General features: G+C 61.2%; 21 protein-coding genes, 2 tRNA genes and 1 riboswitch. Of the genes, 12 read left to right on the top strand and 11 right to left on the bottom strand.

The annotated features are described in order from the left end of the window. Positions 1 to 159 precede the first annotated feature (159 nt). The 4 genes from AC4HIX_RS17715 (at position 160) to AC4HIX_RS17730 (ending at position 2,116) form a co-directional block, all read left to right on the top strand. A complete protein-coding gene (locus AC4HIX_RS17715; RefSeq protein WP_475047810.1) occupies positions 160 to 741 on the top strand; it encodes a Maf family protein in 582 nt (193 codons plus the stop codon). Beyond that, on the top strand, positions 738 to 1,760 hold the full coding sequence (locus AC4HIX_RS17720) for a ribonuclease E/G (RefSeq protein WP_490399944.1): 1,023 nt from the start codon (positions 738 to 740) through the stop codon (positions 1,758 to 1,760). The genes AC4HIX_RS17715 and AC4HIX_RS17720 overlap by 4 nt, the downstream gene beginning before the upstream one ends. Beyond that, entirely contained in the window at positions 1,757 to 1,960 is a 204-nt protein-coding gene (locus AC4HIX_RS17725; protein ID WP_475047804.1) for a DNA gyrase inhibitor YacG, read from the top strand. Before AC4HIX_RS17720 ends, AC4HIX_RS17725 begins: the two co-directional genes overlap by 4 nt. A gap of 81 nt (positions 1,961 to 2,041) precedes the next feature. Then, a tRNA-Phe gene (locus AC4HIX_RS17730) sits at positions 2,042 to 2,116 on the top strand. 609 nt (positions 2,117 to 2,725) lie between these two features. Here AC4HIX_RS17730 and AC4HIX_RS17735 read toward each other — a convergent pair. From AC4HIX_RS17735 to AC4HIX_RS17770, 8 genes are all read right to left on the bottom strand, one after another. Beyond that, positions 2,726 to 3,106, bottom strand: coding sequence for a DMT family transporter (locus AC4HIX_RS17735; RefSeq protein ID WP_490399945.1), 381 nt, complete (start codon positions 3,104 to 3,106; stop codon positions 2,726 to 2,728). 47 nt (positions 3,107 to 3,153) lie between these two features. Then, positions 3,154 to 3,474 (bottom strand): DMT family transporter, encoded by a 321-nt coding sequence (locus AC4HIX_RS17740; RefSeq protein WP_475047777.1) that lies wholly within the window; start codon positions 3,472 to 3,474, stop codon positions 3,154 to 3,156. A gap of 211 nt (positions 3,475 to 3,685) precedes the next feature. Further along, on the bottom strand, positions 3,686 to 4,105 hold the full coding sequence (locus AC4HIX_RS17745) for a MarR family winged helix-turn-helix transcriptional regulator (RefSeq protein ID WP_490399946.1): 420 nt from the start codon (positions 4,103 to 4,105) through the stop codon (positions 3,686 to 3,688). Between the two features lie 314 nt (positions 4,106 to 4,419). Next, a complete protein-coding gene (locus tag AC4HIX_RS17750; protein WP_490399947.1) occupies positions 4,420 to 4,746 on the bottom strand; it encodes a hypothetical protein in 327 nt (108 codons plus the stop codon). 240 nt (positions 4,747 to 4,986) lie between these two features. Then, entirely contained in the window at positions 4,987 to 5,979 is a 993-nt protein-coding gene (locus tag AC4HIX_RS17755; protein WP_475047768.1) for a GlxA family transcriptional regulator, read from the bottom strand. 4 nt (positions 5,980 to 5,983) lie between these two features. Beyond that, on the bottom strand, positions 5,984 to 7,948 hold the full coding sequence (locus AC4HIX_RS17760; RefSeq protein WP_490399948.1) for an ABC transporter permease: 1,965 nt from the start codon (positions 7,946 to 7,948) through the stop codon (positions 5,984 to 5,986). Further along, complete coding sequence (locus tag AC4HIX_RS17765) at positions 7,945 to 8,976, bottom strand: quaternary amine ABC transporter ATP-binding protein (RefSeq protein ID WP_490399949.1); 1,032 nt, start codon at positions 8,974 to 8,976, stop codon at positions 7,945 to 7,947. Before AC4HIX_RS17765 ends, AC4HIX_RS17760 begins: the two co-directional genes overlap by 4 nt. Before the next feature lie 70 nt (positions 8,977 to 9,046). Further along, the gene (locus AC4HIX_RS17770; protein WP_475047760.1) at positions 9,047 to 9,994 is read right to left on the bottom strand and encodes an ABC transporter substrate-binding protein; all 948 of its coding nucleotides are present in this window, start codon (positions 9,992 to 9,994) and stop codon (positions 9,047 to 9,049) included. 190 nt (positions 9,995 to 10,184) lie between these two features. On the opposite strand from AC4HIX_RS17770, the gene AC4HIX_RS17775 reads away from it, so the two are divergent. Further along, positions 10,185 to 10,877, top strand: a complete 693-nt coding sequence (locus tag AC4HIX_RS17775) for a response regulator (protein ID WP_490399950.1) — start codon at positions 10,185 to 10,187, stop codon at positions 10,875 to 10,877. Here AC4HIX_RS17775 and torS read toward each other — a convergent pair. After that, complete coding sequence (gene torS / locus AC4HIX_RS17780; RefSeq protein WP_490399951.1) at positions 10,858 to 13,755, bottom strand: TMAO reductase system sensor histidine kinase/response regulator TorS; 2,898 nt, start codon at positions 13,753 to 13,755, stop codon at positions 10,858 to 10,860. The two genes, AC4HIX_RS17775 and torS, sit on opposite strands and share 20 nt — an antisense overlap. A 122-nt stretch (positions 13,756 to 13,877) precedes the next feature. Here torS and torT point away from each other — a divergent pair, with 122 nt between their 5' ends. The 5 genes from torT (at position 13,878) to AC4HIX_RS17805 (ending at position 19,964) form a co-directional block, all read left to right on the top strand. Next, positions 13,878 to 14,930: a TMAO reductase system periplasmic protein TorT gene (gene torT / locus AC4HIX_RS17785; RefSeq protein ID WP_490399952.1), complete on the top strand. Its 1,053-nt coding sequence runs from the start codon at positions 13,878 to 13,880 to the stop codon at positions 14,928 to 14,930. Between the two features lie 144 nt (positions 14,931 to 15,074). After that, positions 15,075 to 16,280, top strand: a complete 1,206-nt coding sequence (locus AC4HIX_RS17790; RefSeq protein WP_490399953.1) for a YcaO-like family protein — start codon at positions 15,075 to 15,077, stop codon at positions 16,278 to 16,280. Then, positions 16,277 to 17,623 carry a TfuA-like protein gene (locus AC4HIX_RS17795; RefSeq protein ID WP_490399954.1) on the top strand — a complete coding sequence of 449 codons (1,347 nt, stop codon included), beginning with the start codon at positions 16,277 to 16,279 and terminating at the stop codon, positions 17,621 to 17,623. The genes AC4HIX_RS17790 and AC4HIX_RS17795 overlap by 4 nt, the downstream gene beginning before the upstream one ends. Before the next feature lie 41 nt (positions 17,624 to 17,664). Then, on the top strand, positions 17,665 to 18,963 hold the full coding sequence (locus tag AC4HIX_RS17800) for a gluzincin family metallopeptidase (protein WP_490399955.1): 1,299 nt from the start codon (positions 17,665 to 17,667) through the stop codon (positions 18,961 to 18,963). A 146-nt stretch (positions 18,964 to 19,109) separates the two neighbouring features. After that, positions 19,110 to 19,964 (top strand): hypothetical protein, encoded by an 855-nt coding sequence (locus tag AC4HIX_RS17805; RefSeq protein ID WP_490399956.1) that lies wholly within the window; start codon positions 19,110 to 19,112, stop codon positions 19,962 to 19,964. 88 nt (positions 19,965 to 20,052) lie between these two features. Here AC4HIX_RS17805 and AC4HIX_RS17810 read toward each other — a convergent pair whose 3' ends face one another. Next, positions 20,053 to 21,822, bottom strand: a complete 1,770-nt coding sequence (locus AC4HIX_RS17810; RefSeq protein WP_490399957.1) for an adenylate/guanylate cyclase domain-containing protein — start codon at positions 21,820 to 21,822, stop codon at positions 20,053 to 20,055. Between the two features lie 49 nt (positions 21,823 to 21,871). Next, positions 21,872 to 22,522 carry a GNAT family N-acetyltransferase gene (locus AC4HIX_RS17815; protein ID WP_490399958.1) on the bottom strand — a complete coding sequence of 217 codons (651 nt, stop codon included), beginning with the start codon at positions 22,520 to 22,522 and terminating at the stop codon, positions 21,872 to 21,874. Between the two features lie 261 nt (positions 22,523 to 22,783). Between AC4HIX_RS17815 and AC4HIX_RS17820 the strand changes: the two genes are divergently transcribed. Both AC4HIX_RS17820 and AC4HIX_RS17825 read left to right on the top strand, forming a co-directional pair. Then, a tRNA-Arg gene (locus AC4HIX_RS17820) sits at positions 22,784 to 22,860 on the top strand. A gap of 569 nt (positions 22,861 to 23,429) precedes the next feature. Next, positions 23,430 to 23,644, top strand: a riboswitch (cobalamin riboswitch). A 143-nt stretch (positions 23,645 to 23,787) separates the two neighbouring features. After that, the gene (locus AC4HIX_RS17825; RefSeq protein ID WP_490399959.1) at positions 23,788 to 24,573 is read left to right on the top strand and encodes a DUF4198 domain-containing protein; all 786 of its coding nucleotides are present in this window, start codon (positions 23,788 to 23,790) and stop codon (positions 24,571 to 24,573) included. The last annotated feature ends 2 nt before the right edge of the window (positions 24,574 to 24,575 follow it).

Here is a 24,575-nt window from a genome sequence, read left to right on the forward strand (position 1 = left end):
CAAACAAAGCCCGGCATCGTGCCGGGCTTTTGTTTTTCTGCGGCTTTGCAGCCGCTGCCTCCGGCGGGAGTATTTTCCGAAAGATGAAGAGGCGGGGGCGGCTTCCACAGGCTGGGAAAAGCCATTAAGACGGCTTGAACGGAAAGAGAGGGCCAAGGCATGGCATTCATTCTGGGATCGGGCAGTCCGCGGCGGCTGCAGCTTTTGGCGCAGCTTGGGGTGCATCCCGACGCGGTGCGGCCGCCGGAAACCGACGAGACGCCGCGCAAAGGCGAGCTGCCGCGGGATTATTGCACCCGGGTGACGCGGGAAAAAACCCAGGCTGTCCCCGCGGGGACAGACGATATTGTTCTGTGTGCCGACACCACAGTTGCTCTGGGCCGCCGCATCCTCGGCAAGCCGCGCGACGCGGGCGAGGCGGCGGAGTTCCTGCTGGCCCTGTCCGGCCGCCGCCACCGGGTGATTACGGCAGTTGCCGTGCGCCGCGGCGACCGCATCTGGGAGAAGGATGTGGTAAGCCAGGTGAAAATGAAAAACCTGTCGGACGAGGAACTGAATGCCTACCTCGCCACGGGCGATTGGGAGGGCAAGGCCGGCGCCTATGCCATCCAGGGGCCCGCTGGGGCGTTCATTCCCTGGATCAGCGGCTCCTTCACCGGAATTGTCGGGCTGCCGCTGTCCGAAACTGCCAATCTTTTGCGCGCCGCCGGGCTGCCGCTGTATCAGGAGGCCGCCGCATGAAGGGCCGCACAATCATCCTCGACCACATCCAGGGTCGTGAAGCCGCCGCGCTGATGGCCGACGGTAAATTGGAAGATTTCCTGATCGAAAGCGATGCGCCGGCGCCCGGCACCATCTACCGCGCCCGCGCCGACCGCCCGGTAAAAGGGCAGGGCGGCATGTTCCTGACCACGCCTGACGGCCCGGCCTTTTTGCGCCAGGTCAAGGGGCTGGCGCCGGGGCAGATGATCCTGGTTCAGGTCTCCGGTTATGCCGAGCCGGGCAAGGCCATCCCGGTGACCCAGAAGCTCTTATTCAAAAGCCGCTACGCCATTGTGACACCAGAGGCGCCGGGGCTGAACATTTCCCGCAGCATCCGTGACGAGGACGAGCGCGACCGGCTGCTGGAGATTGCGCATGAAGAGATGGGAGAGTCAGGTTACGGTCTGATTCTGCGCTCTGCCTGCGCCGGTGCGGACAGTGAGGAGATCGCCGAGGATGTGGCGGCGATGGCGGCCTTGGCGGCGCAGGTGATGCAGGACGAAGGCGGCGAAGCCGAGGTCCTGGCCGAAGGCGACGGCCCGCATTTGCTGGCCTGGCGCGACTGGGTGGAGCCTGCGGATGTGGAACGCGATCCCGGCGGGTTCGAGCGTCTGGGGGTGCTGGATGCGCTGGATACAGCACAAGGTATCCGCGAATCGCTGCCTGGCGGCGGGTTTCTGTTCATCGAACCGACCCGCGCCCTGGTGGCTGTGGATGTGAACACCGGTTCCGACACCTCGCTGGCGGCAGGTATCAAAGCCAATATGGCTGCGGCCAAAGCCCTGCCGCGCGCCTTGCGTGTTCGCGGGCTGGGCGGGCAGATTGTGCTGGACCTTGCACCGATGCCGAAAAAGGACCGGCGCGGGTTCGAGAGCGCGCTGAGGGCCGCCTTCCGTGCCGATTCCGAGGAGACGGTTCTGGCCGGCTGGACCAACCTTGGCCATTACGAGCTGCAGCGCAAGCGCGGCCGTATTGCGCTGCGGGAGGTTCTGAAATGAGTTGTCCGATCTGCGGCGGGGACCCGCAAAAGAGTTACCGGCCTTTCTGTTCTAAGCGCTGCGCGGATATTGACCTCGGCAAGTGGTTGAACGGCTCTTATGCGGTGCCCAGCCAGGACCCGGAAGACATTGAAAACGCTTTGGAAGAAGCAGAGCTTTCGCTGGCTGAGAAAGAAAAACAGCCTCAGACCCGCCATTAGTGATTTTCTTGAAAAAACCCTCTGGACACCGCCGCGCCCAGAGCATAGAAGGCCCCCACCCAAGGCGAACAGCCTTCCCGTGCCCGGGTAGCTCAGGGGTAGAGCAGTGGATTGAAAATCCTCGTGTCGGTGGTTCGATTCCGCCCCCGGGCACCACTTCCCAAGCCTAAGCCATTGTGCCGCATCAGCTTTTGCAACGAGCAAGGCGAGGCGTAGTACATTTTTAAGTGCAAGTCCTCCCAGCATGTCTGCGTGAAATAGGGCATCTATGGCTTAAATCGGCGAGTCCCGGCAGATCTTCGGAAGCATTCTCCAACTGCCAGAACCTCCTACTGGTAGAGAACCAGATTATACCCGGAAGCCGCAGCGAGCGCGGCCAGTACAGGCTTAAAGCTGGATGAATAACGATACACCAGCGGACCCAGGGCGCCGAACTCCCCGGCAAGCACCCTCTCCGTCATGGCCTTTCCCGGCTGCTCCAGCGACTGCAGGAGGGCCGGGTGCCGCCGAAGATCCCTTAACGCTAAGGTGGGGACGAGTGCCCCCCACCCGTAGTGAAAGCGGTTGAGGCCCCGCCCCGGGGATTACTGCGGAGTTTTTCAGCCGGCCTCTGGCACCTGCATCCTGAAAGGGCCGCATGGGGTCAATGACCAACCTTGACGGAATACCAGGCTGCGGCGGGTGGTGGGTGCATTGACCTGCGGCTGCTGCAGGGCTGCAGAAGCCAATGCACAGTGTCGCCCCACCACGGGCGGGGGCACAGCGCTAATTGAGCTTCGGACTGTCCGCCAGTTTCAGCCAAATCACGCCGGCGATAATGACTGCCAGCCAGATGGATTGCGCGAGGGTCAACGGCTGGTCCAGCAGCACGGCACCCAGAATGGCCGCTCCGATCGACCCGATGCCGGCCCAGACGGCGTATCCAATGCCTACGTCGATAGACTTGAGCGCGACGCTGAGGAAAAAGAGGGTCAGCAAGAAAAATACGATGGCCGAGGCAGACCAGGTCAGGACGGTGAAGGCCTGGCTGCCGCCGACGCTCAGGGCGTAGCCGACTTCGAAGGCACCAGCCAGAAGCAGGGCGCCCCAAGCGCCCTTGCTGCCGGCCTCTGATGGAGAAAACGCAGAAGTTCGTGTGTCAGTCATTGTGTATTCCTTTCTGTCTGAAACAGGGAATTGGGAAGCGGATTGGGTCAGGCCGCTCCGCTCATCCGCAAGCCGACGACGCCGCCGATGACGATCAGGATGCCGATGCCTTTGGAAAAGCTCAGGCGCTGGTTAAAAAACATCGCGCCAAGCGCCACGATCCCGACCCCGGCGAGCGCGGTCCACATCGAGTAGCCGACGCCGACGTCAAAGGTCAGCAGGGCGAGGCTGAGGAAGATGGTCGCAATCACACCGCTGAGAAGCGTGATCGTGGTCCATTTGACGTTCTTGAAGCCTTCCGATTTCCCGGCCGCGATGGCCACGGAAATTTCAAAAGCAACTGCGATCATCAGGTAAATCCAGTGCATTACTGTTCCTTTCAGGTTGAACCCGTTCTTGCGAGGCACGGGAAGTTTTGATCGGCCCTCCGCGAACGGGAGGTTTAATTATTTACTTGCACATGCAACATAGTGATAGGGTTTCGTGTCTGTCAATTAACTTATTTGTGCATGCACCTATTTTGGTTGAGTGGCTTCTCAGGTTGTGCGCCGGCGGAGGCAGCCCTCCGCCCAGGTTTCTTCAAACCTCTGTCAGGACGCAAAGCGCGCGGGCAGCGTCGCGCGCTTTCTTTTGTTCAAAGGTTTTCTTCAGAACGCGCGCCAGGCAGTCTTGGAAAACCGGGGCGGCCTCCTTGATGTACTTCTTGCCTTGCTCGTTCAAGACGCAGTACTTGCCCCGCTTGTCGCTGGGGCAGCTGTCCCGGAATACAAACCCCCTTTTCTCCAGACGCTCGACCACACGCGTGGTCGAGCTCTGGGTCAGCATCAGGGTTTCCGCCAGTTCCTGCATGCGCAGTTCCAGGTCGGGCTGTTCTGAAAGATGTTTGAGGGTCCGGAACTCGCTGAGGCCCAGGTCGCTGGATCTGCGCAGCTCTTCCGTCAGCTGGTTTTCGATTCCGTAGAACAAGGCAGAAATCTGATCCCAAACATCTAGCTTCATTGCGTGGCTCCTTGGTCCTGCAAGTGGTGCGCAGTACTCGTTTGCTTTTGCAAACAACGATATGGCTTCTGCGCGCCACTTGCCAGACTTAGAAGTCACATGGGCGTTACATTGTTGGAAAAAGCGTCCCATATCCTTCAATGGAGGGCTGAACACCGGCTGCTTGCAGGGCGCCCCAGAACAAAACCTGGTTTGCGGTTATCATTTTTCATGCCCAACTGGCTTTCGACGGCATCAATGACGCCAATGGCCCGCTGACCGTTGCTGCCCACAAAAACCGCGTCCGCGCCGGAAGGTGCGACTGTTGTCTTGATTCAATCGGAGAGCGCAGGCGGGGACACGTACTTCTGACCGCTTTTCAGCCCGCAAGGCGCGTGGTGAACCACATCAAAGCCCGCAGCCTCGAAGTAGCGGGCGCCGAGCGCAGCAAGGTCTTCGTCAAACCAGGCCGGGTTGACGATCGCCAGCCGTTTAACGCCAAGGCTGCGCAGAGCAGTTTCGGCAGCGAGGCAAGTGGTGACAACCGGGATCCCCCGCAGACGGGGGCGCAGACGCTCCACCAGTGCGCGTTCACCTTCCGGGCCGTGCTTGTAGGCGGAACTTGTAAACGCCAGACCTAATGCTGATACAAAAGCCGTCAACAGCGGGCTGCGTCAGAAATGCCTTCGTGTATCACGGTTGCTGCCCATGGATGACGTCCGCATACGGATCAACGATTGGAAAGCCCGCTGGATCGAAATCAGGCGGCATTCTTCGCCCGGAAACATGATGCCAAGGGTATTTGCGGGCCAATTGAAAGAAGCCCGAGCGGTCGCATGAAGCCGGCCCGGAAAAGGGGAGCTCCACTTAGCGGAAGACGCCCCCTTCAAACGGTTCAGGCTTTAGGAGGCAAAGCACTGCTTGCGGTCCTGAACAGGTGTGACGCCGTAGAATTTGCGGTAGTGCAGGGTTAAGGTTGAGGAGCTGGCATATCCGACCGCGTGGGCGATTTCGGAGACAGAATCCCACGAATAGAGCACCATCTGCCGGGCGGCTTTCAGGCGCTGGCGCCGGTAGTACTCTCCGGGGCTGAGGCCGGTGGCGGCGCGGAAGCTGCGCTCAAGCTGGCGCGGGGAAATCCCGGCCAATCGCGCTGCATCCCTTATGCTGACAGGTGTCTCGAAGTTTTCTGAGAATATTGACATCACCTCCTTCACGGCGGGCGGCATTTGGTCAACGGTCCGGTCGCTTTGCAGAACCGGGATCTTTTGCCGCGTGCTGCCGTTGCGGATGACGGGATGCTGGAACAGGCAAGCGACCTCATTCATGGCATCTGCACCGAGGGCGCTGCCGATCAGGTCCAGCGACAAGTCGAACATGGCGCTGGCGCCGGAGACCGTGTGGACATTGCTGTCGCGCACGATCAGCCGGTCCAGGCCGGTGCAATCGGGAAAGGCCGCCTGAAAGGCGCTGCGGTAGCACCAGTGCACGGCGCAGCGCCGCCCGGTCAGAAGGCCGCTGCGGGCCAGAGGAAATATGCCGCCGGAAACCGCGCCCATGGCAACCCCGTGACGGGCCAGGTAGCGGAGCCGTCCAGGGCCTGAGACCGGGTCTTCGAATTCCGCTTCGGGGCCTGACAGGATGAACAGGCAATCGAGCCCCTCGGCTTCTGCCAGGCTGGTATCTGCTGGAAAAAGGACCCCGGCAGAAGCCGCTGCATCCGCGCCGGTTTCCGTCACCAGGGACCAGGAAAACACCTGGTGCCCGGCGATTTCATTGGCGGCACGCAGCGGCTCCATTGCCGAGGTCAGGCAGGCCATGGGAAAGCCTGGAAACAGCAGGAAGCCTATGCGGGTGTGGGGCGCAGGGCCGAAGTCGTTTGAATGGATGGTCACGGTCTTACTCCAGTCCCAGCGCGTCTTTCCTGGACTTGGCCCAAGTGGTGACAAGGTGGTCTACCATCAGCCCCATGAAGGCGACGGCGAGACCCAGAACCAGCCCCTTGCCCACATCGGTGGAGGACAGGGCGCGCTGCATCTCCTGGCCCAGGTCCTGGGTGCCGATGAAGGCGGCGATGATTACCATGAACAGAGAGAACATGACCGATTGGTTCACGCCGACCATGATGGTGGGCAGGGCCATCGGCAGGCGGACCTTCCACAAGGTCTGCAACCGTGTGGCGCCGGACATGTCGGCGGCCTCGATCAGGGTTTCCGGCACCTGGCGCAGCCCTTCGATGGTGTATCGCACCAGCGGCACGGCGGCGAAAAGGACAACCGCGCCGATTACCGCCACGTCGTTCACGCCGAACAGCATGACCACCGGGATAAGGTAGATGAAGCTGGGGAAAGTCTGCAGCGTGTCGCAAATCAGCAGGGCAAGGGCGGCGCGCTTTTCGTGGAACGATCCCCAGATGCCCAGCGGGAAGCCGATCACGGCGGCAATCGAGACGGCAACCACGACGGTATAGACCGTGATCATTGCGCGGTCCCACCAGCCGGACATGGCGATGAGGCCAAAGAAGGCGAGGCACACCAGGGCCGAGCGCAAACCGCCGATGGCCCAGCCGGCCGCGGCCAGCAGTGCGAGCACCGCGGCATAGGGCATCCACAGAAAGGCATCGCGGATTGGGATCAGCACCCAGGTGATCAGGAACCAGCGCAGCCATTGGGTGACCGGGTCGATCAGCACGATGAACCAGTCTGCAACCGCGTCAATCGGTTTGGAGATGGTGAAGGCGTCGCGGCGGCCGATCTGGTCCATCAGCGGGATGAACTGTGCCAGCACGAGGCAGGCCAGTGACAGGCCAAGGCCCAGCAGCAGGAACCTGTTGCGGACGGCAAAGGAGGTGCCCTTCTCGAAGTGTTCGGGCTGTTTCGTGGCCCAGGCCTTGGTGCAGCGGTCCAGCATTACCGCCAGCAGCACGATGGTGATGCCGATCTCAACGGAGCGGCCGATCTTCAGCGCCTGCAACAGTTGCAGCAGTTTCTGGCCCAAGCCCGGCATACCGATGAAGCTGGCCAGAACCACCATGGCCAGACACTGCATGATCACCTGGTTCACGCCGACCAGGATCTCTGTCCGGGCGGTGGGAATGCGCACGTGGCGCAGCAGTTGCCAGCGGGTGGAGCCACACATATGACCGCTTTCGATCACCTCATGCGGCACCTTGCGCAAGCCGAGCAGAGACATGCGGATCATTGGCGGCACCGAGAAGATGATGGTGACGATGGCGCCTGCCTTGGGGCCGACGCCGATGAACACCACGACCGGGATCATATAGGCGAAATGCGGCAGGCTTTGCGCAATGTTCAGAATCGGGTTCAGGATCCGTTCAAAGGTTTTGGAACGCCAGGCGAAGATGCCCATGACGAGGCCGAAGAGGATAGAGAAGGGGGCGGCGACGACGATAACCGAGAGGGTCTCCATCGCCCATTTCCACTGCCCCATAACAGCGATCCAGACAAAGGTGCCGCCGGTTAAAAGCGACAGCCGCCAGCCTTGCAGGGCATAGCCGATGACAAAGCCTATGCTGGCGATCACAGTCCACGGCATGGGGCCGATGCGCGGCCAGCGGTTTTTGCCATAGAGCAGATTGGCGGTCACATCGAGCAGCCATTCGACACCATCGGCAAAGGCACGTGTCAGGTAGAGGAGGCCTAGATCGTCGCGAAGAAATGCGAAAACCGCATTGATCCAGTCGGCAAAGGGCAGCACCAGCCATTCTGGCGGCCGCACAAGCCCGGCAGGCAGCACAGAGTTGCCAGCGGCCAGCAGGCAAGCCGCGGCGAAGATCGCCCAGCCGGTCTTGGCGCGTGTCCAACCATGGTTTCTATCGGAAAGTATCATCGCCTGGTCCGTCATGATGCCTCTCCCAGCAGCACGTCGAGCGCTTCCTGGCGGCTCATGGCGCCGACCAGGCTGCCGGCGCTGTTGGCAACAGGCAGAAAGTCGCGGTTGTCATTGATCAGCAGGCGGGCCAGTTCGGAGATGGTTTGTTTTTCTCCGATCGCCGTTCCGGTCAGGCTGTGGCCGTTCACCTCGCGGGCCAGCACGCCGGCGTGGACAACGCGGGCCTTCTCGATTTCTTCAGTGAATTTGGCGACATATTCAGTGGCCGGGTTCAGCACAATCTGGTCGGGAGTGTCGCATTGCTCGACCACGCCGTCCTTCATGATTGCGATGCGGTCGGCTAGGCGAAGGGCTTCGTCAAAGTCGTGGGTGATGAAGACGATGGTCTTGCCCAGCATTTCCTGCAGGCGGAGGAATTCGTCCTGCATTTCGCGGCGGATCAGCGGGTCCAGCGCCGAGAAGGGCTCATCCAGGAACCAGATGTCAGGTTCGATCGCCAGGCTGCGAGCGATACCGACACGTTGCTGCTGGCCACCGGACAGTTCCCGCGGAAAATAATCCTCGCGGCCCGAGAGGCCGACCAGCTCAATGACTTCCAGCGCGCGGGCGCGGCGCTCGTGGCGGTCCTGGCCGCGCATTTCCAGCGGGAAGGCGACGTTGTCCAGCACGGTGCGGTGGGGCAGCAGGCCGAAGCTTTGGAACACCATGCCCATCTTGTTACGTCGCAGATCAATCAGCTCTTTCTCGGACATTTCGCCGATGTTCTGGCCTTCGACCCGGACCTCGCCGCCGGTGATATCAATGAGGCGGGACAGGCAGCGGACAAAGGTCGATTTGCCGGAGCCTGACAGCCCCATGATCACCAGCATCTCGCCCTTGGCAATGTCCAGCGACACGTCCCGGACCGCCGCGATGTAGCCGGCCTGGCGGATTTCATCAAAGTCCGGATTGCCGGTCAGCGATTTCAGATACTGTTCCGGATTGGCGCCAAACAGCTTCCAGACGTTCTTGCAGGAAATGACGGGGGTGGCGGCGGTCATGGCTTAACTTTCTTTAGCAAAGACACCGGGGCAGCGAACCGCCCCGGCTGGTTGGCGGAAGGTGCGGAAATCAGGAACCGGTCCAGGGTTTCCAGAGATCCTCGTTGGCCTCCAGCCATTCGGCGGCTGCGTCCTCGGGTTCCATCTCGTCAATGTCGACCAGCTTGGCCATCTCGGCGATCTGCGGGTTAGTGAAGCTGATCTGGGTCAGGGTTTCATATGCCGCAGGCCACTTGTCCTTCATGCCGTCCCAGGCGGCCTTCTTCAGGTAGCCGTTCGCCGGGTTGCCGCAGTCATAAGTGGCGTCGGGGTTCGGGCCGACAGCGGGGTCCTTGTCACAGCCTTCGACCCATTGGGGGAACTCAACAAATTCGCCAGGCCAGACGGCCTCGGCAAAGTTCGGGGTCCAGTTGAAGATCACCACCGGCCTTTTGGTCTTCTCCGCCGCGGCCACTTCGGCCCAGAGTGCAGAAGCTGAGCCCGCATTCACCACAGTAAAGTTCATGTCCAGAGCTTCTACCCGCTCTGCATCATGTTTGAGCCAATCGACGGGACCGCCCAGGAAGCGGCCCTTGTCGCCGGTCTCAGGCGTGGCAAAAACGGCAGCGCATTCGTTCAGTGCTTGCCAGTCCGGCAGGCCGGGGCAGGCTTCCTTGGTCCAGGCCGGATACCACCAATCCTCGCGGGTGACGGCGTTGTGGTCGCCTGCGTCATGCAGGCCGCCCTTGGCCAGCGCCTCGTTGAAAGACTTGCCAAAGGCGCCTTCCCAAACCTCCAGCTCCAGCGTCACATCGCCCAGGCGCACGGACTCATAGACCGCCTGGCTGTCGGTCGAGACATATTCGACATTGTTGCCCATTGATTCGAAAATCTGGCCGACAACGTGGCTCATCACGATCTGGCTTGACCAGTTGTGGACGGGAATAATGATCGGGTCTGAGGAGTCTTCCGCCAGTGCCATCGGGGCTGCCATGGTCATGGCCGCTGCAGTGGCCAAAAGGTATTGCCGGTAGTTCATGTGTGTCTCCCTGTTGTCGCAGCCCGGGTCCTGATGGCCTGAGCCTTTTTTGCGGTGTGAAAGCCTCGCTTTCGGGAGGGGAGGCTAGGCAGCGGATGTGAACAGGTCAGCCCGATGGAATGAACAGGCTGGCTTGTTTTGTTAAAATTTGTTAACCGATAGGAAAGTTTCGCAGTGGGGCACCGCGTTCATGGCGCATATTCTGATCATCGAGGACGAGCCGGTCACCCGGGCCACTCTCGCCAGTTATCTGGATGCGCAAGGGTATGAAGTTTCGCAGGCCGAAACTGCAGAAGACGCGGAGAAAATTCTGGAGGAGCAGGAGGTTGATCTGCTGCTGGTCGACATCAACCTGCCGGGCAAGGATGGGTTGCAGATCACGCGTGAGCAGCGGGCAAAGTCAGAGATCGGGATCATTCTGGTAACCGGCCGGGATGATGAGATCGACCGAATTGTCGGGCTGGAGCTTGGTGCGGATGATTATGTCTGTAAGCCTTTCAACCGGCGTGAGCTGCTGGCGCGGATCAAGAACCTGCTGCGGCGGACTGAGGACATCCGCCGCCTGTCCCGGCGGATCTACAAGTTCGGCAAGTTCCAATTCGACGTGGCGGCCCGGCATTTGCAGACCGTTGACGGTAACAGCATCCCGCTGACCCGGGCCGAGTTCGAAGTGCTGGATATGCTGGTCAGCCGTGCGGGAGAGGTAGCGTCGCGCGATGCGCTGATGAGCCGGGTCACCCACCGGCAGTACGGCGGCAACCCCCGTACCGTGGATGTGCTGATCCGGCGTCTGCGCGGCAAGCTGGAGGAGGATCCGGGCAACCCGCGGGTCATCACCACCGTTCACGGCGAGGGTTATGTCTTCACGGCGCCTTTGAGCTGACGTCTTCGCAATCGCGCAGCACCGTTGCCAGCGCGTTCAAGAGCCGCGGCGCCAGGCGGTTCAGGGCGTCCAGCTGAACCCTTGCTCCGGACAGATTTCCATTGGAGGCCTCTTTCTCGAGTTCAGACAGCAGCGCCGCCAGTTCCTGCTGGCCGAATGTACCGGCAGCCCCCTTGGCACGGTGCGCGTCTCTTGCCAGGGCCGCAAAGTCCTTGGCTTCCAGCGCGTCGCTCATGCGGGTAAGGCTGTGCGGCAGCTCGCGCTCGAACATCCGCGCGATGTCCAGGGCCTGCGCCGCGCCTAGGTCCTGCATGTTTTCCTGCATCTTCCGCCGCAGGCTGGCGTGGCGGTCCATTTGGTCCGGGTCCGTGTGCCGCGCAGACAGATAAATCGCGCCGTCGCGGCCCTGCATAACGCTTTCCATCGCCCTAGCCAGGCGTTCTGGCGAGACTGGTTTGGCGACAAATCCGTTCATGCCAGCCTGCAGGTGGGTTTCGATCTGTTCCTCTTGAACATGCGCTGAGATCCCGATGACCGGCAGCTTGGCAAGCCGCGGATCCGGCAGCGAACGCAAGCGGCGGGTGGCCTCAGTACCGCTGATCCCAGGCAAGTTCACATCCATCAGAACGAGGTCGAACCGGGAGCCCGGCAGCAGCTCCAGCGCCTCCTCCGCACTGCCAACGCAATGGCACCGGTGGCCCATGCGCTCCAAATAGCCTTGGGCGACCATCTGGTTGATCTCATTGTCTTCCACGACCAGCACGGACAAAGCGGTTTCCGCCCGCGCCACCGGGGCTCGCGGCTCCTCTGGTGAGAGGTCAGCCGGATTGCCGGGCTCCATCTCAAGGGATAGCGTGAACACCGAGCCTACGCCTTTGGTGCTTTCCAGCGACAACCGGGCACCTATGGCGTCGGCAAAATGCCTGCTGATCGCCAGCCCCAATCCGGTGCCGCCGAATTTGCGGGCGGTGTCGGTGTCTTCCTGCTCGAAGGCCTCGAAAACCCTGCGCTTAGCCTCGTCTGAGATGCCCCGGCCGGTGTCGCTGACTTCAAACGTCACCCGGTGCCGTCCGTCGGTCTTCCCATTGGACCTGACCCGCAGGATCACCTCGCCTTCATCGGTGAATTTCAGTGCGTTGGACAGGAGGTTAAACAGAATCTGCCGCAGCTTGGCGGCGTCGCCCTGTACAACGTCGGCCCCTCCCTCCGGTGCGTCAAGCCACAGGTGGACGCCCTTGGCATCGGCACCGGGCCGCAACAAAACCACGATGTCAGTCACCAGTTCGCGCAGCGAAAAGGTTGTAATCTCGGGCTTTAGAGCACCGCTTTCAATTTTTGAATAGTCCAGGATGTCGTTCAGGATCTTCAGCAGGTTCTGGCCGGAAGTCAGCGCTGCCCGCAGCCGCTCCATCTGCCGGGGCGGCAGGCCATCGTCCGACAGGCTGCGCAGCATCCCCAGCACGCCATTCATCGGGGTGCGGATTTCGTGGCTCATCATGGCAAGGAATTCGGATTTCGCCTGATCAGCAGCTTCAGCCTTCTGCCGCGCCTCGTCGTGGGCTTCGACCTCCTCCTGCAGCCGTTCAGTTTGCTCATTCACCAGGTTCTGCAGGTTGTTGCGGTGCTCCCTAAGCTCTTGTTCGTTGCGGTCCCGCATCCGTTCCAGTTCCAGCTTTTCGATGGCTTGCTGGCGGAAGACTTCGACGGCCCCCTCCATGCGGGCGATCTCATCCTTGCCCCTAGGCCGCACCGGATGGTCCAGCTGACCGCGCATCAGCGCCGCCATAGTGCCGGAGAGCCGGTTGAGGCGGCGGGTGATGCTGCCGCGCACATAGAACCACAGCACCGCCAGCGACAGCACAAAGCCGGCAGCCGCAGCGAAGCCGTTGCGCAGTTGCGCCTGCTGCACGTCCAATGCGGCGTCATGGCCGGACCGGATTGCCCGGGCCTGCGCCTGATCGGCCACGGAGGCGGCTTCGTCGCCAAGACGCAGCGCGGTGTTCTGCAGTTCCTGCTTGAGGGCGGTTATGCGGTTTTCGGTGGCGAGGATCCGGTCACGCAGCACAAAGAGACCTGCATCAGGGTCCGGAACACTCTGCAACTGGGCAGCGTAGCTTTCGGCCTGCTGGCGCCGCCCAGGGTCGCGAATGGCTTTGACCCGGCGCGAGACGATCCGCAGTCGGCTGATAAGCGAAGCTTCGATTTCCCCCAGCTCGATTTCGTTGCCAGCGTCTTCAATCCGGTTGATCAGCAGCCCGATTTCCGCTGTCTGCGACCTCAGCTCGAACATCAGGCCCAGTTGGAACAGGTCAACCTCAATCAGCTTGTCGAGTGTGTCGGTGCGGGCTTGTTCCTCTATTGGAGATGCACCGGGGCCATAAAGGCTCGAGATCACCGCGGTGGTACCCATCTCGGCATTGGCCACCAGAGTATCCGCCATGCTCAGAAGACTGCTTGCAGCCGTCAGGTTGCGTTCGGCGAGCTGTTTGAATTCCTTGCGCAACGAAATACGGTCCTCAACCAGGCCGTCCAGCAGGGCGAGCACGCGGGCCGCATCCGTCACAGTCGCCCGCAGCCGCGCCGACCCCACTCCCCCAGCCTGCTCCAGCGCGTCAAGCCGGCGGGTCAGGGCGTCTACCTGGTCCGCGAGAAAGCGGGCACGGTTCTTCCGTTCGGATTGAGAGGTTACGGCGGCCAGTTCGGGGGCAATTGCGATGATGCGGGTGCTCTCTTCGGCCATGCCGCGCACCTCTGCTATGGCGGGAATTGTCTGGCTGATCACCTCTGCCTGGCGGCGTGCAAGTGTTCTAAGCTCGACCAGGCCAAGGATGCCGGCAAGGGCCGGAAGACCCGCAATGACTATGAATGCGAGGCTCAATTTACCGCCGAGACCGAGCTTTCCTAACATTCCTGAACTGTCGCGCGCATTTGAGTGCGGCGCAATTTTGAATTTCCCTTTTTCCTAGCTCTGCCTATCTTCGGCGGCAGGAAGGGGAATTCATGCGCGCAGTCTGGTCGTTTTTACTTGCGGTGTTTTGCACGCCCGCTGCGGCGGAAACCTGGCGCCTTCAAGTCCCCCGAATCCCATTTGACTACGAAAGCGGATATGCCGCGGCCGATTACCAGCCATTGGAAACGGCCTCTCGGGCGTGGCGGTTGTGCGTCGCCTATCCGCATCTTAAGGATGCTTACTGGCTCAGCGTCAATTACGGCATGGTGGCTGAGGCGGCCCGGCTGGGAGTCTCCTTCCAGCTGGTCGAGGCCGGCGGCTATCCCAATTTGCAGCGGCAGATCCGTCAGGTGGAAGACTGCGTGGCCGCTGGGGCGGACGCGCTGATCCTTGGCACGGTGTCCTACGGCGGGCTCACCAGCACGGTCCAGCGGATATCAGAGGCGGTGCCGGTGATTGCTGCGGTCAACGACATTGCCGATACGGGGATCACCGCCAAGGTGGGGGTGTCCTGGACGGAGATGGGGGCCGTGGCAGGGCGGGTCATCGCCGCGCGCCACCCCAAGGGCGGGGCGCCTGTGAAAGTCGCTTGGTTTCCGGGGCCCGAAAACGCGGGCTGGGTGAAATTTGTGGAACAGGGGTTTCGCACGGCGCTGCAGGATAGTTCGGCAGTGGTTGCGGTGACGAAATACGGAGATACAGGCCGGGAAATTCAGGTGCGGCTGGTTGAGGAGGCGCTGGATGAGGCCGAGGGCATTGATTACATCGCCGGTTCTGCACCGGCAGCCCAAGCCGCTGTCTCGGTCCTGCGTGCACGGGGGTTGCAAGGCAGGGTGCAGGTGGTTTCGGACTACATGACCCACGCTGTTTACCGGGGTGTGCTGCGTGAGCGTATCATAGCGGCACCGACGGATTTTCCCGTGCTGCAAGGGCGGCTGGCGGTCGAAATGGCGGTGCGGGCGATTGAGGGAACGCTGCGTGTGCAACATGCAGGGCCTGAGATCATGGTTTTCGATCAGAGCACGATCGGGGCTGATCTGCTGGAGCAGTCCTTGGCCCCTGCAAGCTTTGTGCCGGTTTTTGATTTTCGGCCGCCGCAGTGACTTCGCTGTGAGGCGCCAAGCGGCTGGAAGTGCGGATTTGTTGACCAGCAGCGCGTGATCCCGCATCCTTGGGCAAAGCGTGCCGGCTGCCTGGTTGCTGCCGGCAGATCATCCGTGGCGGTCATGAAAAATGAGGCCTGCCCCATGCCGAAGGCGCAGCAGAAAGGATACGTGCTGGACACTCACCGGCTGTGCGACCCGGCGCAGACGCTGGAAGCCGTCAAGCCGCACCTGGCCGGGATGGGCATCACTCGTATCGCAAATCTGACTGGCCTGGACCGGGTTGGCCTGCCAACGGTGATGGTGGCCAGGCCGAACTCCCGCTCTGTCGCGGTGGCGCTGGGCAAGGGGCTTACGCTGGATGCGGCGCAGGCCTCTGGTGTGATGGAGGCGGTTGAAACCTGGCACGCCGAGCGGATCACGCGGCCGCTGCGGGTGGCGAGTTACGCTGACCTGCAGCAGGAGGCCCTGGTCGCTGATGCGGAGCGCCTGCCGCGGGTGACAGGCGGCAGTTTTGATCCCTATGGCCCGATGTTGTGGGTGGAGGGCACAGACCTAGTCTCAGGGCAGCCGCATTGGCTGCCCTTTGAAATGGTGGACACCGACTACACCGCGCGGCCTTGCGGCGGGCAGGGGGCCTTTCCGCGCACGACTAATGGGCTTGCTTCAGGTAACAGCGTAGCGGAGGCCACGTGCCACGCCGTCTGCGAATTGATCGAGCGGGATGCGATCACTTTATGGCATCACGCGACGCCCGGCCCTCGGATCAACCACACCGCAATCGGGGACCCGCGCTGCCGCGAAGCGCTGGAGCGGTTTGAGAATGCAGGTTTGCAGGCAGGCATCTGGGACATCACTTCTGACATTGGCGTTCCAGCGTTTCACTGCATGATCTGCGAGGACGGCGCCCGGCCCGGGCACATCGGGATAGGCAGCGGCTGCCACCCGGACCGGGGCATTGCCCTGCTGCGGGCGCTGACGGAGGCGGCGCAGACGCGGCTGACCTATATCTCCGGTGCCCGCGACGACCTGGAGCCGGAGGAATTTACGCCGCAGGCGTCTGCCGAACGAACGCGATATGTCCGGCGGTTGCTGGAGCAGACTTCGGAAACCGCCCGATTTGAGGAGTGCCCGGGCTTTTCATCACCGTCTTTCGAGGAGGATTTGTCCTGGCTTCTGGACAGGCTGGCTGCGGCAAGTATGCGGCAGGTTCTGACAGTCGACCTGTCACGTCCCGGCTTGGGTATCGCCGTGGTGCGCGCAGTGATCCCGGGGTTGGAGGCACCGCATGACGATCCTGATTTTTTAGCGGGACCGCGGGCGCTCGCAGCCTCGGAGGTCGGGCTATGACGGCAGTGGTTTTTGCTGGCCCTACCATAGGGGCAGAAGAGGTGGGGGCGTATCTCGAGGCAACGGTCCTGCCTCCGGCCGGCCAAGGCGACATTTACAGGGCTGCCCGGCAAGGGGCCAAGGCCATTGGCCTGATAGACGGGTATTTCCAAGGTGTGCCCTCTGTCTGGCACAAAGAAATCCTTTGGGCGATGGAGCAGGGGATCGCTGTCTTCGGCAGTGCCAGCATGGGGGCGCTGAGAGCGGCTGAGCTGTCCGCTTTCGGCATGGTGGGTGTCGGCCGGATTTATGAGGCCTACGCCGTTGGCGCGATAATTGACGATGATGAGGTCGCGGTGCTGCACAGCCCGGCGGAGCTGGGTTTTGCCCCGCTGAGTGAGCCGATGGTCTCCATCCGGGCCACGGTTGCGCGGGCCGGGAACGAAGGGGTGCTGGGCGCGGATCAGGCGGCGGCCTTGCTGGGTGCCGCAAAGGCACGGTTTTACCAGCACCGGGTCTGGGATCAGATTCTGGCGGATTTCCAGGGAGAGGCCTGGTGCGATGGGTTCAAGGTCTGGCTAAAGTCCGGGCGGGTGGATGCCAAGCGGGACGATGCGCGCGAGATGCTGGTGCGCATGGCGGCGTACTTGGAAGAAGGGGGCGGTCCCGGCCAAGCGCCGCCTCAAAAGGTTGAACGCACGCTTGCCTGGCAAACCCTGACGCGGCGTGTCGAAGCGGAAGCGCAGCGTTTGCAGGCGGAAGACTGGCAGGTTCTGGATGAACTGCGGCTGGAACCCGACCGCTATGAGGACTTCCGCGCCCGCGCCCTGCTGCGCCAATTGGCCCTGCAGGACGCCAGACAGAACGGCCGCACGGTAAAGCGGGAAACACTGACTGCGCAGATGGCAGCGCATCGCGAGGCGCTGGGCTTATACAGCAGCAAAAGCCTGCGCAAGTGGCTGGATGACAATGGACTGACCGCGTCGGCTTATGAAGATTGGCTGGGGGAAGCAGCCCTTGCCGGGAGCGTGGCGGACAGCCTGAACGGTAAGCTGGCCTCGCACCTCTTGGCAGAATTGCGGCGGGCAGGCGTCTACGCAGGATTGAAAATGCGGGCGCGGTCAAAGGAGCAGTATCTGGAGACGCAGGAGCCGCTGCCCGGCCCCTTGAGCGATGCAGAGCGTTTGCAGCTGACGGCTTGGTATTTTGAGACGCTGCTGCAGGGGGACGTTCCGGACAAGCTCGGCGAATACGTGGAATCAATTGGCTGCCGCAGCCGGGATGAATTCTTTGAGCTGATCCGGCGCGAATTCATGTATCATCAGAAGTGCAAAACACGGCCAGCGGCAGAAGGCCGGAAGTAGGCAGGGCAAAGGACAAGGCCTCCGCAGGATGGGAGGACCGCATGCACGACCCTTTGGAATTTGTGGAGGAAGCGCCGGGAACGCGTTTTCTGCTGTTTCCGCAGTCGCCTTTCCGGATGTCCGAACCGCAGCTGGAGCTGGTCGAAATATCCGCGCCTCCTGGCTCGCTTGGGCCGGGACCGTCGGGTCCGCGGATGTATGTGGTCAACCCGGCAGGCAAGACCATTCCTTTTGGCGCTATCGTACCGGGGCCTTACGGGCCCGGCATGTATCTGCCGCCTTGGCATGGTGAGGTGCATCCGCCGCCGGAACCGGATGAAGACGGGCACTTTATCCATATCTCGCCATCGGACCCCGGTTTCGAGGCAGCGCATCTGTTTGCCTCCGCCCATTTCACCCTGGATGTGTGGGAGGAATACTTTGGGCATCCGATCCCCTGGCATTTCGCGCGCGACTATGACCGGCTGGAATTGTCCCTGCTGCCGAGTCTGGACAACGCCCATATCGGCTGGGGCTTTCTGGAAACCGGCGGCACTAGCGAGCATGGAGGCGAGTACCGTGCCTACAGCTTGAATTTTGACGTCGTCGCGCATGAGGTCGGCCATGCCATCATCTATAGCGTTGTTGGGATGCCGGTGTCTGAGGACGTGCCGGGAGAATATTACGGGTTTCACGAATCTGCGGCGGACATGGTGGCGCTGATCGCCTCGCTTCATTTTGGTTCGGTGGTCGAGAAGCTGCTGGAGAACACCCGGGGCAATCTATACACCTTCAATCAGTTGAACCGCTTTGCGGAACTTGCCGGAAATGAGCAAATCCGGATGGCAGCAAATACCAGAACATTGCAGGAATTCGCCCGCGGCTGGAGCAGCGAGCATGCGCTTTCGGAACCGCTGACTGGAGCGATGTTTGATATACTGGTCGATATCTTTCATGAGCGTCTACTGGTGCATCGGCTGATCACGCCTGAAATGGAGGATCTGTCCGACCATCTGGAGGAGTCGCCCTATTACAGCGATGTCATGCAGGCGCTGTTTGACGAGAGCTATGCGGCTGATCCTGAAGGGTTTCGTATCGCGCTGCTGGAGGCTCGTGACTTTCTGGGCGCCTACCTGGCGGCAGCCTGGAGTATGCTGGATGCGGAAACCCTCACCTATGCGGCGGTGGGGGAGGCGCTGCTTGCAGTTGACCGTGCAACAACCGGCGGCGCATTTCAAACGATCATTGAAGGCAACTTCAGGATGCGCGGTGTCGGGCTGTTCGAGGCCGGGCCGCGTGTCTCAGAAGGGGATGAGGACAGCCACGCGCATTCGGTGCGGACACGGGTGCCGGACGAATGATTTCCTATTGTCTGTAATTTCTATCGTTTTTGTGCTACTTTCATCCGCAGGGGGACTTTTCCGAAAAATGGGGTTAGCGCTGATTGCGCCCGTGGAAACGCGAATAGGTCTTCTGGTGTTGTTCCATAGCCACGGGAGTGTGTACGGTGGCCGAGTCTTTACTGAGTTTTTCCGAAGTGCTGTTATTTGGACGTTTGATCGACGACATCAAGATTGTTCCCAAATTTGCGGGGGCCATTGTTGGCACGGTCAAAAATGAGCAGAACTTGAGAGGTACGGCAGTCAACGGTGAAACACTCGTGCCGGGTGACAAGGTTCTGGTGATGGCTCAGACCAACAAGGGGCAAAATGGCCTCTACAAAGTTGGAGCGGGAGAGAACAACCCATGGGAAGGTCAGCAGCAATTCCCTTTAGGGGCTATTGTCGAAATTGCCCACGGCCCGCGTCAAGGGTTGTGGAGACAAGTCGGCAATTTCAGTGCCGGAGAGCAGGAGTTTTCCCGGGCCGGAAAACGGCAGAAAAAGGGCCGCGGCCGTAATAACTTGCTGGCTGATCAACTGAGTGAAGATGCCAATCTCGCGCGGATCTACGGATTTTCATACGAGGGCACGTATTTTGAGCTTCCAGAGCCAGTGATCTTCCTGGTGCATGGTGACGGCGAAAGTGCGACAGACAGTAACAAACCCGGGGATCAGGCTGCCCGTGCTCCACTTGATCCTTCCAAGACCGGCGTTGCCTCAGCTGAATACCAGATCGCAAACGATATCCGGGTGTGGGACTATGATAAGGCCGATTACACAATCCGGATGGATGTGATGACCGGTATGCTGGAACAGGTTCTGCTGGATGTCTACTTTGGCGGCGGCGGTCCTGACATAAGCGGTGCCAAGGTGAGCGGCGCCAAGGTCAGCGGTGCAAAGGTGAGCGGAGCTAAAGTCAGCGGTGCGAAGGTCAGTGGTGCCAAGGTAAGCGGTGCCAAGGCCCGCGGTTCCGGCGACTGATTACGTCTTCGGTAAATGGTTGCACGCTAAAGAGCGTAGGGTCTCCGCGCCTCGGGCGCGAACTTGACCGCCGGTCGGGTCAACGGGGTCAGAACCCTGCCTTCTTCAACCCTTCGACAAAGTGCTGGGTGTCTTCTTCCAGCCGGTCAGGCTGCACCTTGGCCCAGCGTTCCAACGAAAAGTTGGGATGCGCTTCGCGGTGCCGGTCTGCCATGCTGCGGGCCTGTTCCATCTGGCCCAGCTGCGCATAGCTGGCGGCAAGCATACGCTGGCCCTCAGTCGGGTTGTTCATCTTCGTCAGCGTGCCGATCACCGCATCATATTCCTTGAGATTGTAATAGGCCCCGCCCAGGTGCCAAAGGTACTGGTCCGGAAAATAGGGGTTTAGCCGCATGGCCTGCTGCAGGTTTCCGATTGCGGCTTCGTTATCGCCGGAATGGGCCAGCGCATCGGCATAGTCCGACAGGAGGTCCGCATCGTTGGGGTTCAGCGCCAGAGCACGGCGGTAGGCGCCGAGCGCGGCATCGTGCTCCTTCCGGTACAAATGCACAAAACCAAGTTCGCCAAAGCCGCGGGCGTCGGTCGGATCCAGCTCCACGGCCCGTTGCGCATAAGACAACGCCGTATCCAGCGCGTGCTCGGCATCCTTGGCCCAGGAGTAGCGCCAGTCGATATTCATGGTCCGGGAGATCGCGGCAGAGGCCCGGGCATAGTCCTGGTCGCGGGCGAGGGCGCGCTCATAAAGGGTCTGCGCTTCGTGGTTGTCCTGCCTTGTGTAGCGGAAGATATACTGCTGCCCGCGCAGGACATAACCGTATGCGGCAAGGTCGGCGGGTGCCGTCTGCGCCATACGCTTGCGTTCCTGCGCCTCAATCAGAACGGCCGTAGAAGCCACGATAGCGTCAGTTACCTCGTCCTGGATGGCAAAGATGTCATCAATATTTCGGTCGTACCGTTCCCCCCAGATGGTGCGGCCGGTCTCCGCGTCGATCAGCTCAATTGCAATCCGGACCCGCGCGGCTGCTCTCCGGACGCTGCCGCGCGCAACGTAACGTACTCCCAGTTCCCGCGCGGCATCCTGAGGCGGCATGGTGCTGGCTTTGAAAAAGAAGGCGGAGTTGCGGGCAATGACAAAAAGGTTTTTGAACTTGGACAGGTTGAGGATGATGTCCTCGGTCAGCCCGTCGGCAAACCAGCTGTCGGACGGCTCGCCGCCCAGACTGGCAAATGGCAGCACGGCAACCGAAGGGATCCCAGGCGGCGGCCGGTGCGCGGGCCGCGTCTCAGGGCGCCGGGTTGCCGCCATAGTTGCGCCTGCGACTTCGCTGCGGACACAATAGGCCGCGACAGGCTCGGTGATGTTCTTGAGTTGCTGCGGGCCGAGGAACTCGAAGCCAAAGCGCAGCCGGTTGCGGATCTGCTCGTAGACGGACGCACTGACAAAAACCCGGCCCGGTTCGGCGATCTCCTGCAGCCGGGCGGCAATGTTGACGTTGTCGCCATGGATACCTCGGTCATCGACCAGAATTTCGCCCATATGCACACCGGCGCGAAACCGGAGGTGCTGATCGTCCGGCCGCGCACGGTTGTTTATCTCGGCAATACGGTGCAGCTCGACGCCAAACTCCACAGCATGCGTGGCTGTCTCAAACAGCGCCAGAACCCCATCGCCGCGGACCGCCACCACTTGCCCGTCATGTGCCTGGCAAGCCGCTTCCAGCTGTTCCAAGAGGGATTTCAGGGCACTGTAGGTATCGATTTCATCATTGCCCATAAGCCGGGCATAGCCGACGACATCGGCAAACAGCACCGCACCAAGCTGGCGGCGGACTCTTGTTGTCTTTTTTTGGCCGCTCACAAGCTGTCCTCCTCCTGTGAGTGCGGGCTGGGGCCGCTGGTATGCGCGCTCATCCTTCTAGCGGGTTGTCCGGGCCGGGCGGCCAGACCCAGCCGGCGGCTTCTGCGCCGCGGAAACTTACGCGCGGGCCCGCGCCAAGCTCCTGCGCCAGCGCTTTGCGGCTGGCGTCCCATTCCTCGCGCAGGAGGCCGACAGTGACCATGTCAAAGAACCGGCCTTCTGCAAACCATGCGGCCCGCATTCTGCCTTCGGTCGCAAAGCCGGCACGCGCGGTCAGGTGCTTGCTGCGGGTATTGTCGGCACGGTAGTATGATGTAACGCGATTTAGCCCGATCTGCCGGAAGGCAAAGTCCAGAAGCAGCGCCAGGGCGCGTATCCCCACACCCTGCCTGCGCTTGGATTCTTCGATAAACATGGCAATGACGGCATCACGGTTCACCGCTGAGATGCTATCCAGCCCGGTGATACCGCACAGTTCACTGGACTCCGTGGTAAGTGCGAACCAGCACTTATTCGCGTTTGCCTTTGTATCGGACAATAGCTCCCATGACTGCTCCAGCCCCTGTGCGCTGAGCGGCACGCGGTTTGAGCGATCAAAACATGCCATGTCAGCAATGTTCTGAAGCCAGCCTGCGGCTGTGGCTAGGTCCGCTGTTTCAAGCGGCCTGAGCTGAAAACACGCTGAGTTCCGGTCCGGCATCCGCCGCCCCCTTTCGGTTTGCGGTACGCGTCTTCCCCGGCGCAAAACCTGGCGGGGAAGACATGGCTTCAGACTTATACCACAATTCCGGCCGGTCTTGGGGCGAAGAGCGGCCGGATGTCAACGCGGCCGAACGGGGGCACGCCCTTGTGGTTCGGCCGTCCGCCGAGGTTTGCACGGAAGCTGCTGGTGAAGAAAAACGGAAACAGCCGTCTTTTAGGGTTGCGACTCTGCGATGCTATCAGTAAACCCCGCCGCAGTGGACCGATAGCTCAGCTGGATAGAGTACTTGACTACGAATCAAGGGGTCGGGGGTTCGAATCCTCCTCGGTCCGCCACTTCCTCCCTTGTCGCGCGACATAAAGTTTTGCCATTTGCGACAGAACCTTTCCTTTTGCGTGTCTCCAACATTCCCGCTCGCGCCTCCTGTTCCGCCAGTGGCCAAGCGTTCCCTGATTTTACTTTCGGAAGACCTCGTGTCGCAGAGAGGGCAAAACAGGGGGGGGAGCGCAGTTGTTGCCGCTTGAAGCGAACTGGTATCACTCTGGGGAACGGGGCCGCGAGGGTTTTAACGCCGGGTTGCGAGGCGAGATTCTGAACGGGAAGCCTTCTGCAGGTCAGAAGAGCCCCAAATCCTGATCGAACAAGGGGCAAGGAAAACCCAATACCGGCAGAACGTACGGTGCTTTGGACTATCTCTGCCGGGCTCGGGCAATCGTCATTCCGGTGGCGGTCTTAAACCGTGAAACCGGGTCACACGAAAGGAATACCGTTGGAAACCGGCCACCGTTTGCGCGCATCACGCAGGCCTGCCGACTGGCCGTTGCAGTCCGGTAACAGTCATCTGCAGTGTCAATCCCGTGACTGAGCAGAAGGCAAGACGCTTGACTCAGAAATTCGGTTTTGCCATTCAACCAGTGTGACCGGTTCCGCAAGTGTTTCAATGCGCAGCGGAAGAAATAGGGAACACGGTGCGGCGTACCCAAAAGGGACCAAATCCGTGACTGCCCCCGCAACTGTGAGCGGTGAGTGACGCTGAAGACGCCACTGGGATCATCCCCGGGAAGGCCAGCCGAACCAGGACCCGCGAGTCAGGAGACCTGCCGGACACAAGGACCGAGGCCCCGCTTGCGGAGTTTCTGCCCTTTTCCACCGGACGCCGGGGTGAGCGTCTGGCGCGACGGCCGTTCCGGCGACTCCGTGCCAATACTCCCCGTTGTTCATTCCTGATTGCAGGTGCGCCTGCATCGTCGAATGAGGACGAAATGAAACTGAACTATCTGGCCGCAGCACTGGCCGTTTCCCTGCCTGCCGCCGCGTCGGCGCATTTCCAGCTGAATTACACCGAAAGAGCGCTGATCGAGAAGCCCGGTGACGTGCCGATGGGCCTGGTTTTCTGGCATCCCATGTCAAACGGATACGCTATGGACATGGGCGCGCCGGAAGAATTCTTCATGATCCACAAAGGCGAAAAGACCGACCTTTCGGATCGCCTTGAGCCCGCCACTTTCAAGGGCGCTGAGAACGAAGCTTCGGCCTACAAGGCGTCCGTCCCGGTGAAACGCTCCGGCGACTATGTCGTGGTGACCGTGCCTTCACCCTACTACGAGGAAAGCGAAGATATCTATATTCAACAGATCTCAAAAGTCGTGCTGAACCGAAACACTTTGCCGACCGACTGGGATAAGCCGGTCGGGCTGGCCACCGAGATTCTGCCGTTGAACAAACCCTACAATGTGATCGTCGGATCCACCTTTTCCGGTCAGGTTCTGGCGGGCGGCGCGCCAGTCCCCGGTGCTGAAATCGAGATCGAGTTCATGGCGGCCGAGCCTGACCTCAAAGCGTTTTCGGCCACCGATCCCACCGTGGGTGAGATGCCGGGCGGAGCGATCGTTGCTATCGCGGACCAGAACGGCGTGTTTTCCTTCGGCATCCCGAAAGCAGGCTACTGGGGTTTTGCCGCTCTGGGGTCCGGCCTGGCAACCGAGCACAACGGCAAGGAACTCAGCCAGGATGCTGTGCTGTGGATCCACGCTGAAGAGCTGAAGTGAAA

This window comes from Leisingera sp. (genome assembly GCF_982940295.1).

Excerpts from the sequence above, each read along its gene's own strand:
- AC4HIX_RS17775 (WP_490399950.1), top strand. The coding sequence starts at position 10,185 with ATGGCGCATATTCTGATCATCGAGGACGAGCCGGTCACCCGGGCCACT.
- AC4HIX_RS17745 (WP_490399946.1), bottom strand. The coding sequence starts at position 4,105 with ATGAAGCTAGATGTTTGGGATCAGATTTCTGCCTTGTTCTACGGAATC.
- AC4HIX_RS17725 (WP_475047804.1), top strand. The coding sequence starts at position 1,757 with ATGAGTTGTCCGATCTGCGGCGGGGACCCGCAAAAGAGTTACCGGCCT.
- AC4HIX_RS17795 (WP_490399954.1), top strand. The coding sequence starts at position 16,277 with ATGACGGCAGTGGTTTTTGCTGGCCCTACCATAGGGGCAGAAGAGGTG.
- AC4HIX_RS17735 (WP_490399945.1), bottom strand. The coding sequence starts at position 3,106 with ATGACTGACACACGAACTTCTGCGTTTTCTCCATCAGAGGCCGGCAGC.
- AC4HIX_RS17715 (WP_475047810.1), top strand. The coding sequence starts at position 160 with ATGGCATTCATTCTGGGATCGGGCAGTCCGCGGCGGCTGCAGCTTTTG.
- AC4HIX_RS17770 (WP_475047760.1), bottom strand. The coding sequence starts at position 9,994 with ATGAACTACCGGCAATACCTTTTGGCCACTGCAGCGGCCATGACCATG.
- AC4HIX_RS17765 (WP_490399949.1), bottom strand. The coding sequence starts at position 8,976 with ATGACCGCCGCCACCCCCGTCATTTCCTGCAAGAACGTCTGGAAGCTG.
- AC4HIX_RS17740 (WP_475047777.1), bottom strand. The coding sequence starts at position 3,474 with ATGCACTGGATTTACCTGATGATCGCAGTTGCTTTTGAAATTTCCGTG.
- AC4HIX_RS17760 (WP_490399948.1), bottom strand. The coding sequence starts at position 7,948 with ATGACGGACCAGGCGATGATACTTTCCGATAGAAACCATGGTTGGACA.
- AC4HIX_RS17815 (WP_490399958.1), bottom strand. The coding sequence starts at position 22,522 with ATGCCGGACCGGAACTCAGCGTGTTTTCAGCTCAGGCCGCTTGAAACA.
- torT (WP_490399952.1), top strand. The coding sequence starts at position 13,878 with ATGCGCGCAGTCTGGTCGTTTTTACTTGCGGTGTTTTGCACGCCCGCT.
- AC4HIX_RS17720 (WP_490399944.1), top strand. The coding sequence starts at position 738 with ATGAAGGGCCGCACAATCATCCTCGACCACATCCAGGGTCGTGAAGCC.
- AC4HIX_RS17800 (WP_490399955.1), top strand. The coding sequence starts at position 17,665 with ATGCACGACCCTTTGGAATTTGTGGAGGAAGCGCCGGGAACGCGTTTT.
- AC4HIX_RS17790 (WP_490399953.1), top strand. The coding sequence starts at position 15,075 with ATGCCGAAGGCGCAGCAGAAAGGATACGTGCTGGACACTCACCGGCTG.
- AC4HIX_RS17825 (WP_490399959.1), top strand. The coding sequence starts at position 23,788 with ATGAAACTGAACTATCTGGCCGCAGCACTGGCCGTTTCCCTGCCTGCC.